The organism is Paraburkholderia sp. (assembly GCF_035656215.1).
In the GTDB taxonomy this organism is placed as follows: Bacteria; Pseudomonadota; Gammaproteobacteria; order Burkholderiales; family Burkholderiaceae; genus Paraburkholderia.
The window spans coordinates 1-7,932 of sequence record NZ_DASRSY010000019.1 but is presented as its reverse complement, the minus strand read 5'-3'; the positions used below and the strand labels follow the sequence as shown (position 1 = coordinate 7,932).

General features: G+C 63.1%; 9 protein-coding genes. 5 read left to right on the top strand and 4 right to left on the bottom strand.

Annotated elements, in window-relative coordinates:
• From VFE81_RS01145 to VFE81_RS01135, 3 genes are all read left to right on the top strand, one after another.
• On the top strand, positions 1 to 311 hold a 311-nt coding region (locus VFE81_RS01145), incomplete at its 5' end, for a hypothetical protein (RefSeq protein WP_325042833.1).
• Positions 312 to 357: 46 nt separating this feature from the next.
• Positions 358 to 1,116 carry a TraB/GumN family protein gene (locus VFE81_RS01140; RefSeq protein WP_325042832.1) on the top strand — a complete coding sequence of 253 codons (759 nt, stop codon included), beginning with the start codon at positions 358 to 360 and terminating at the stop codon, positions 1,114 to 1,116.
• A 73-nt stretch (positions 1,117 to 1,189) separates the two neighbouring features.
• Positions 1,190 to 1,696, top strand: a complete 507-nt coding sequence (locus VFE81_RS01135; RefSeq protein ID WP_325042831.1) for a GNAT family N-acetyltransferase — start codon at positions 1,190 to 1,192, stop codon at positions 1,694 to 1,696.
• 75 nt (positions 1,697 to 1,771) lie between these two features.
• On the opposite strand, the gene VFE81_RS01130 is transcribed toward VFE81_RS01135, so the two are convergent.
• From VFE81_RS01130 to VFE81_RS01120, 3 genes are read right to left on the bottom strand one after another with little or no spacing between them, the layout of a single operon-like run.
• On the bottom strand, positions 1,772 to 2,659 hold the full coding sequence (locus VFE81_RS01130) for a cytochrome c oxidase assembly protein (protein ID WP_325042830.1): 888 nt from the start codon (positions 2,657 to 2,659) through the stop codon (positions 1,772 to 1,774).
• 9 nt (positions 2,660 to 2,668) lie between these two features.
• Positions 2,669 to 3,130 (bottom strand): copper chaperone PCu(A)C, encoded by a 462-nt coding sequence (locus VFE81_RS01125; protein WP_325042829.1) that lies wholly within the window; start codon positions 3,128 to 3,130, stop codon positions 2,669 to 2,671.
• A gap of 18 nt (positions 3,131 to 3,148) precedes the next feature.
• Entirely contained in the window at positions 3,149 to 3,718 is a 570-nt protein-coding gene (locus VFE81_RS01120) for an SCO family protein (protein ID WP_325042834.1), read from the bottom strand.
• Positions 3,719 to 4,171: 453 nt separating this feature from the next.
• On the opposite strand from VFE81_RS01120, the gene otsB reads away from it, so the two are divergent.
• Positions 4,172 to 4,921, top strand: a complete 750-nt coding sequence (gene otsB / locus VFE81_RS01115) for a trehalose-phosphatase (RefSeq protein WP_325042828.1) — start codon at positions 4,172 to 4,174, stop codon at positions 4,919 to 4,921.
• A gap of 55 nt (positions 4,922 to 4,976) precedes the next feature.
• Positions 4,977 to 6,437 (top strand): alpha,alpha-trehalose-phosphate synthase (UDP-forming), encoded by a 1,461-nt coding sequence (otsA, locus tag VFE81_RS01110; protein ID WP_325042827.1) that lies wholly within the window; start codon positions 4,977 to 4,979, stop codon positions 6,435 to 6,437.
• Positions 6,438 to 6,549: 112 nt separating this feature from the next.
• On the opposite strand, the gene VFE81_RS01105 is transcribed toward otsA, so the two are convergent.
• A partial coding sequence (locus tag VFE81_RS01105) for an ABC transporter ATP-binding protein (protein WP_325042826.1) occupies positions 6,550 to 7,932 on the bottom strand: 1,383 nt, incomplete at its 5' end.

Here is a 7,932-nt window from a genome sequence, read left to right as displayed (position 1 = left end):
CTCTCGTTCACGGACTCTGGTGGGACTACGGCGGCGTGGCGCCGCTCTCGCGAATCTACTGGACGTCACTGCTTTTCATTGATCCGCTAGCCGCTCTGCTACTGATGTTGAGCCCGCGAGCAGGACTGATCCTCTGCGTCGCCGTCATCGCGACAGACGTGGTGCACAATTCATGGTTCGCGATGCATTATCCGATTCGCGTGGACCTGTACCTGTCGCAGATCGTCTTCCTGCTGTTCGTCGCGTTCACGGTGCGGACCGCCTGGCGAGGCGCCACGAGCCGGTCCACCGCGCTGCGCGCCGCCGATTGAATTGCCCGATTGCCTCTTTGCGCAATTGTCCGTCCTACGAGGCTGCATGTACCTACAACTCACCGGCACCAACGTCCGTCTGCTCGGCTCCATGCATCTGTTTCCGGCGACGAGTCGCAGAACACCGCCATGGATCGCCGAAGCGTATGACTGGGCCGAATCGCTGGTCTTCGAATCCGATCCGCCGACGATCCTGCCGTTTCTGAAGACTCACCCATTGGGCGATGCCAACCAGTTGCAGCCCCTGCTCTCCACCGATGCCTGGAACCAGCTACAAGCTGTGTGGCCCGCGGAGGGTCCGTTGGCGCCACTCGTCGATCTGCGTCCGTGGGCCGCGCTGATCGTCGCGCCGACGCTGTTCCAACAGGTCGTCGAAGGCGTCGAGCCGCGTATGCTGCGCTCGGCGCTGACGCAAGCGAAACCGTACCAGTATCTCGAGACTGCGGAGGACGTGGCGGCCTCGCTCGAATCGATTCCGCTCGACGCGGTCGGCAGCGCGCTCGGCATGCTGATGTCCGATCTCGACGAGCCGCAGCGTACGCTGGAGCGGATGCATGCCGCCTGGCTAGATGGCGATTTGCCGGCCGTGCACCAGATCGCCGTCGAGTCGCCGATGTTCAACCTGCCCGGCATCCGCCACGCCATTCTCGACGCCCGCAATCGCGCGTGGGCGGCGCGCGTGACGGCGTTGCTCGGGCGACCGGAACGGACATTGGTGGTGGTGGGCGCGCTGCATTTATGCGGGCCCGGCAATCTGATCGAATATCTCGCACAGCCCGTCGAGCCGGTATTTGGCCCGGCATAGTCTAAGGCCGCCACGCGCGGCATAATTCCGCATTGCCGCCGCCGTTCAGGCGCGCCTCTTTTGAAGACTTTCCATGACTGAACCGCAGCAAACCGCCGCCACGCGACTGGCGCAACTCGAATGGCGCTGGAAAGCGTTCGACGACCTCACGACCGCCGAAGTCTATGCGATGCTGGCGGCGCGCAGCGCGGTGTTCGTCGTCGAGCAGAACTGCGTCTATGGCGATATCGACGGGCTTGATTCAGATGCCTGGCACCTGTTCGCCTTTGGTCCCGGCGACGCATCCAGCGACAGGCGCTCGCCGCTCGCGGGCTATCTGCGCGTGCTGCTGCCCGACGCTGACGACACCGATATCCGCATCGGCCGCGTACTGACAACAGCGGCGTTCCGTGGCATCGGCCTCGGCAACGCGATGCTCGAGCGCTCGCTCACCCATATCCGCACGCAGTGGCCTGGTACACCGATTCGTTTGCACGCGCAGGCACATCTGCAAGGCTTCTATGGTGCGTTCGGCTTTACGCCGGTGTCGGAGACTCACGAAGAGGACGGCATCCCGCACGTGTGGATGCGTTCGGCGTAAGCCACGCTGCAACCGGGCCCGGCGCGTGCGCGCCGACCGGCTTCAAACGCCGCGACTTCAATCGATTCGAAATTTTCAGCGGTGGCTGCTCGCGGGCGCTGACGCGGTTTGTGCCAAGCCTTGCGTCGTCGTTTTTGTGCGCCGCTCGTTGCGCAGACGTCCGCGCGCCGACAGTCGCATCCAGTGGCGCAATGCCACCAGCGCGCCGATTACGCTCATCATCGAGCCCGGAATCCACAGCAGCAGCCCGCCGATCTGCTGATCGCGCATCGGGCTCAGCCATGTGAAGGCACGGCCGCAGATCGAGTAGATCGGATACAGCTCATGCGGCGTAAAAAAGATAAACGCGCCGAGGATGATCTGCGGCGGAATCGCGGCGATCACCACCAGCACGCGCTTGCCGGGCGACAAACGCGCCGGCGGCGCTGGCCGCGGATCGAGCACGAGCCACCAGAACAGGAGGCCGTCGATCACCATGCTCCAGTTCATCACGCGATAAAGCCGCCAGTCGAGCATCGCCACGAAATGGATCGGCGACATCAGCCAGAAGTAGATCAGCCCGACGAACAACGTGACGGCGACCACCGGATGCATCACCACGTCGAGCAGCTTGCGTACCACCGGGGTCTCCAGCGCAGGCCTGACGAAGCGCTGCCGCCAGCTGAATGGAATGCCCGCGCGCAACGCGGCACCCGGATAAGAGAGCGCGATAAAGAACGGCCCCAGGTGATGCAGCACCAGATGCTGCGCGCGATGCATGAAAAACTCATGCTCGAAGAAATAATCGAGCCGCGTATGCAGCGCGACATACAACGCGACCAGCCCGAACCAGAAGGAAATGCGCCGCGGAATCGACACCTTCGCCTTGTGCGCGCCGCGCACGAAAAGGATCGCTGGCACCAGCAAGGCGATAACGACGGTCGGCGAAAACTCCCAGGGATCGAGCCAGTAGAGCAGGTTCATCGCAGGACGTTACTTGGTCTGGGCGGGTGACTTGACGGCGAACGGCGTATCGAGCGTTTCGCCGTCGGAGAACTTCAGCGTCAGATGCACGGTGTCGCCCGGTGCGACCTTGTGCTTCGCGTCTTCGAGCATCACGTGATAGCCGCCTGGCGCAATCGCCACCTGGCCATGCGCGGGCACCGTCAGCTTGTCGACCATCACCATCTTTTGCGTCGAACCGTTCGACACGGTTTGATGCAGCATTGCGTCGCCGTAATCGTTGCTGGAAATATCGACGAGGTCGACCGGCTTGTCGCTCGCGTTCACCAGCGTCACGTAGCCGGCGGCAGGGAGGTTGTTCGGCAGCCAGCGCACCCACGCGTCTTTGACACTGATCGCCTGCGCGCCGGCGGCGTTCGCGGCCGAGGCAAAACCGAACGAGAGGGCGAGGGTGCAGCTCAGTGCGGCGAGAGTTTTGATCTTGATCGACATGGGTGAACTCAGGAAAGGTCAGGAACGGTCGTCAATGATACGGCGCAGGTCTTGTGCGATCGCATCGGGGGTATCGTGATCGGTGGCGAGCAGGCGCGCGTGGCCTTGCGGGTCGAACACATAGACGGCCGAGCTATGGGTGACTTCGTAGTTGCCGTTGGGGTCGCGCTTTTCCATCTGATAGGCAACCCGGTAACGCTTGGCGAGCGACTCGATCTGCCGGTCGGTGCCGGTCAGGCCTTCGGCGTGTTGCGAGTCGAAGGCGCCGACGTAGTCGTGTAGGGCCTTGGGCGTGTCGCGCGCGGGGTCGACGGTGATGAACAGGATGCGCACTTTTTGCGCATCCGGGCCGAGTTTGCCGAGTACCTGCATCAGGCGGCCCATCGTTTCAGGGCAGACGTCCGGACAATGCGTGTAGCCAAAGTAGACGAGCGAGGTACGGCCTTTAAACGAATCGCCGGTTACGGGACGGCCGTCGTCACCTGTCAGCGTGAAATCGAGATCCGGCAAGTGGCCGGTCACGTTGGTCAGCTGGAACGGTTCGGCGCGATGCGTGCAGCCGCCCAGCGCCCCGAGCACGCCCACCATGACGGTCAGCGCGAACAGGCGCCCGGGCCGCGAGCGGCGCGGCGTTACGAGGTTCAGCGGCTGATGGCAGGACGAAAGGATGGGGAACAAAGCAGGGTTCAATGACTCGATTGAATAGCGGCGCGTGACGCTGCCCGGGAATGGAGGCGGCGTGGTTCGTGCAAAGCGCGCAGTCCGTCATAGTGTGCAAATAGGGTCGTCACTGCAATGGTCTGCGTGGCTGCGACTGTATCGCAAAATGTCCGATGACGTCGTGCAGTGCCCGCGGGCGCACGGTTTGCGAGGCAATTTGACGCAGGCGACTGAAAGCTGGCTGAAGCCGGATTGAGGGCGGCATCGGGCGGGTCGCCCTGCCAGGCTTGTGTCCTCGCTTCTTTCTCGAAAAATTGACGGATGCGCGGTAAGATGCGCACACTTTTCCGGCCGCAGAAGGCTGAAAGGCAAAATTAACCGATGCAAGCACTTCCGGCTGTTCTGTCTCCGAGTGAGACGGCATTTTTCTTCGACTTCGACGGTACGCTCGTCGAACTCGCGCCCACGCCGGACGGCGTGCTGGTGCAACCGCGCGTGAGCGAATTGCTGAGCGAGTTGCGTAGCCTCACGAACGGCGCGGTCGCGATCGTGTCAGGTCGCGGCATCGACAGCATCGACGGTTTTCTCGGCATACCCGATCTGCCGATCGCCGGTTTGCACGGCGCCGAACGGCGCGACGCGAACGGCGATACACAGCGCATCGGCTTTCACGACGAGCGCCTGTTGCGCATGGAGCAAGTGCTCGCGCAGATCGTCAACGAACATCCCGGCATGCTGCTCGAGATCAAAGGCGCGGCGCTGGCGCTGCATTATCGAAATGCCCCCGACCGCGAACCGGTGGCGCGCGAGGCGACCGAGCGGCTGGTTGCCGATTACCCCGGCTCGTATGTGTTGCAGCCGGGCAAGATGGTCTACGAAATCAAGCCGAAGGATGTCGACAAGGGCCGCGCGATGCGCGCGTTCCTGGACGAGCCGCCGTTCGTCGGCCGCAAGCCGGTGTTTGCCGGCGACGATCTGACCGACGAGAAAGGTTTTGCCGTCGTCAATGAGCGCGGCGGCCTGTCGATCAAGGTGGGCGCGGGCGATACGATGGCGCATTCGCGCATCGACTCGGTAACGGCGCTGCTCGACTGGTTGGAATCGATTGTCGCGGCCGCACGCGGAGCGTGATGGTCGGGCCGTATCGTTCAACGTACATGACTTACTGCATCGGGAATCGCGCTTCATGACTCGACTGATCATCGTATCGAACCGGGTCGCACCTATTTCTGAGGGCGGTCCGGCCGCGGGCGGTCTGGCGGTTGGCGTGTACGACGCGCTGAAGGAAACCGGCGGCATGTGGTTCGGCTGGAGCGGCGACGTGCTCAGCTCGGGCCAGCCGCAGATCAAGGTGGAAGAGCGCGGACCCGTGACCTTCGCGACCATCGCGCTGATGCGCCGCGACTACGACCAGTACTACCGCGGTTTCTCGAACGCCACGCTGTGGCCCGCGTTCCACTATCGCGCCGATCTGCTGCAGTACGACCGGCACGACTTCGAAGGCTATTGCCGCGTCAATGCGTGGCTCGCCCAGCAACTCGTGCCGCTCTTGCGCGAAGACGACGTGATCTGGGCCCACGACTATCACCTGATTCCGTTCGCTCAGGCGTTACGTGCGGCCGGTGTGAAAAATCGCATCGGCTTCTTTCTGCATATTCCGTTTCCGGCTTCGCAGGTGTTGCTGGCGGTGCCCCCGCATCGTGAGCTGGTTGAAGCGCTGTGCTCGTTCGATCTGCTCGGTTTTCAGACCGCACCTGATTTGCGGGCGTTCTGCGATTACATCGTCAATGAGGCCAACGGCACGGTCGACGTGTCGGCCAGCGGCCCGCTGACCGTCCATGCATTCGGCCGCACCTTGCGCGCGGCGGCTTATCCGATCGGCGTCTATCCGGACGAAATCGCCGAGCTCGCGAAAGCGGGCGAGCGTGGCAAGCCGGTGCGCACCATGAAGACGGCGCTGCATTCGCGCAAGCTGATCATGAGCGTGGACCGCCTCGATTATTCGAAGGGGCTGGTCGAGCGTTTTCGTGCGTTCGAGCGGCTGCTGGAACACGCGACGGCGCAACGCAACAAGGTGTCGTTCCTGCAAATCGCACCGCCGACGCGGGCCGACATGCACGCTTATCAGGACATCCGCTTGCAACTCGAAGGGGAGTCGGGGCGCATCAACGGCCGCTTCGCCGAATTGGACTGGACGCCGATTCTCTACATCCACAAGCAGTACGAGCGCTCGGTGCTCGCCGCGCTGTTTCGCACGGCGCATGTCGGCTACGTCACGCCGTTGCGCGATGGCATGAACCTCGTCGCCAAGGAGTATGTGTCGGCGCAGGACCCGGACAATCCGGGCATGCTTGTGCTGTCACGCTTTGCCGGCGCCGCGCAGGAACTGGATGGCGCGTTGATCGTGAATCCGGTGGATATCGACGGTATGGCCGAGGCGCTTGCCACCGCGCTGGAGATGCCGCTTGCGGAGCGTCAGGCGCGTCATCGCGACATGATGGTGCAATTGCGCGAGAACAATGTGTCGGTGTGGCGCGATAACTTCATGCGCGATCTGCAGAATGTGGGTGGTGCGAAGAGCAACCGGACTGTGAAGGTGCGTGCCGGGTCGGGCAAGAAAACCTCGCGCGAAACCCTGGCCGGATAGGCGGCTATTCAGGCCGATTACGACTGCCCGGAAAAACAGAAAAGCCGCTCAAAAGCGGCTTTTCTGTTTGTGGCTGAGTTTGTTGCTGAATTAGCAGAGGGCGGCGCGTTGCTCAGACCACGTGCTGCTCGTCGACCTTCTTGCCACCGATATGCAGCGTGGTGCCTTTGCCGTACTGCTTCGAGAGCAGATCGCGATACAGGCCCGGGCGCTGGCGCAACTCTTCGGGACTGCCGTCGTCGATCACCTTGCCCTGGCTCATTACGATGATCCGGTCGAAGTTGTTCAGCGTCGACAACCGGTGAGCGATCGCAATCACCGTGCGGCCTACCATCAGCCGGTCGAGCGCCTTCTGGATCGCTTCTTCCGAGGCGCTGTCGAGCGCCGAGGTGGCTTCGTCCAGCAACAGAATCGGCGCGTTCTTCAGGATCGCGCGCGCAATCGCGATACGCTGGCGTTGTCCGCCAGAGAGCTTCACCCCGCGGTCGCCGACGATCGTGTCGTACCCTTCCGGCATGGCTTCGATGAAGTCGCTGCAGCGGGCTTCGCGCGCGGCGGTGAGCACTTCTTCCCGGCTCGCTTCAGGGCGGCCATAAGCGATGTTCTCGTACACCGTGCGATGGAACAGCGAGATATCCTGGGGCACGAGTGCAATCGTATGGCGCAGGCTGTCCTGGGTGATCGTGGCGATGTCCTGGCCGTCGATCTTGATTGCACCGCCCTGCGTCTCATAGAAACGCTGCAGCAGCGCCAGCACGGTGGATTTGCCCGCGCCTGACTTGCCGATCAGGCCGACCCGCTGGCCCGGCTGGATATGCAGATCGAAGTGGTCGAGAATCGGCCGGCGGCGAGGGTAGGCAAATGTCACAGCTTCAAAATCGACCCGGCCGCCTTGCGGCACGAGCTCGGTGGCGCCGTCGCGGTCCGGCATGCCGTGCGGTTCGAGCAGGGTGCGAACGGCTTCCGCGAGCCGCGCGACGTGCTGCGTGACGTCGACCAGTGCCACGGCCAGATCGCGCGTGCCGTGCAGAATCGTGAAGCCGAGCGAGCTGACCAGCACGATGTCGCCAGAGGTTGCCTTGCCTTGATCCCACAGCCACAGTGCCCAGCCCAGCAAGCCCGCCGAGAGCAGCGCGGTAATCACGGCATGCAGCAGGCGCAGCTTTTCCAGATAAAGCAGGCTCTGCTGGCGCGCTTCCATTTCCGCTTTGACGGTCGCGCCGAAACGCTGCTGTTCGCGAAACGTCATGCCGAATGCGCGCACGAGGCCCATGTTGCTGATCACGTCGACCAACTCGCCGTCCACCGAAGCTGCTTTCGTGGCGAAATGGTGATGCCGCGCCGAGCCACGCCCGGCGAGTTTGTAGAGCACGACCGACAGAATGGCTGAGCACAACATCAGGCCGCCCGCCATCAGCGGATTCACGGCGATGATCATGACAATTGCGCCGAGCACCGCGATACACGGCGGCAGCACGTTCCAGGCGGTGGTGTT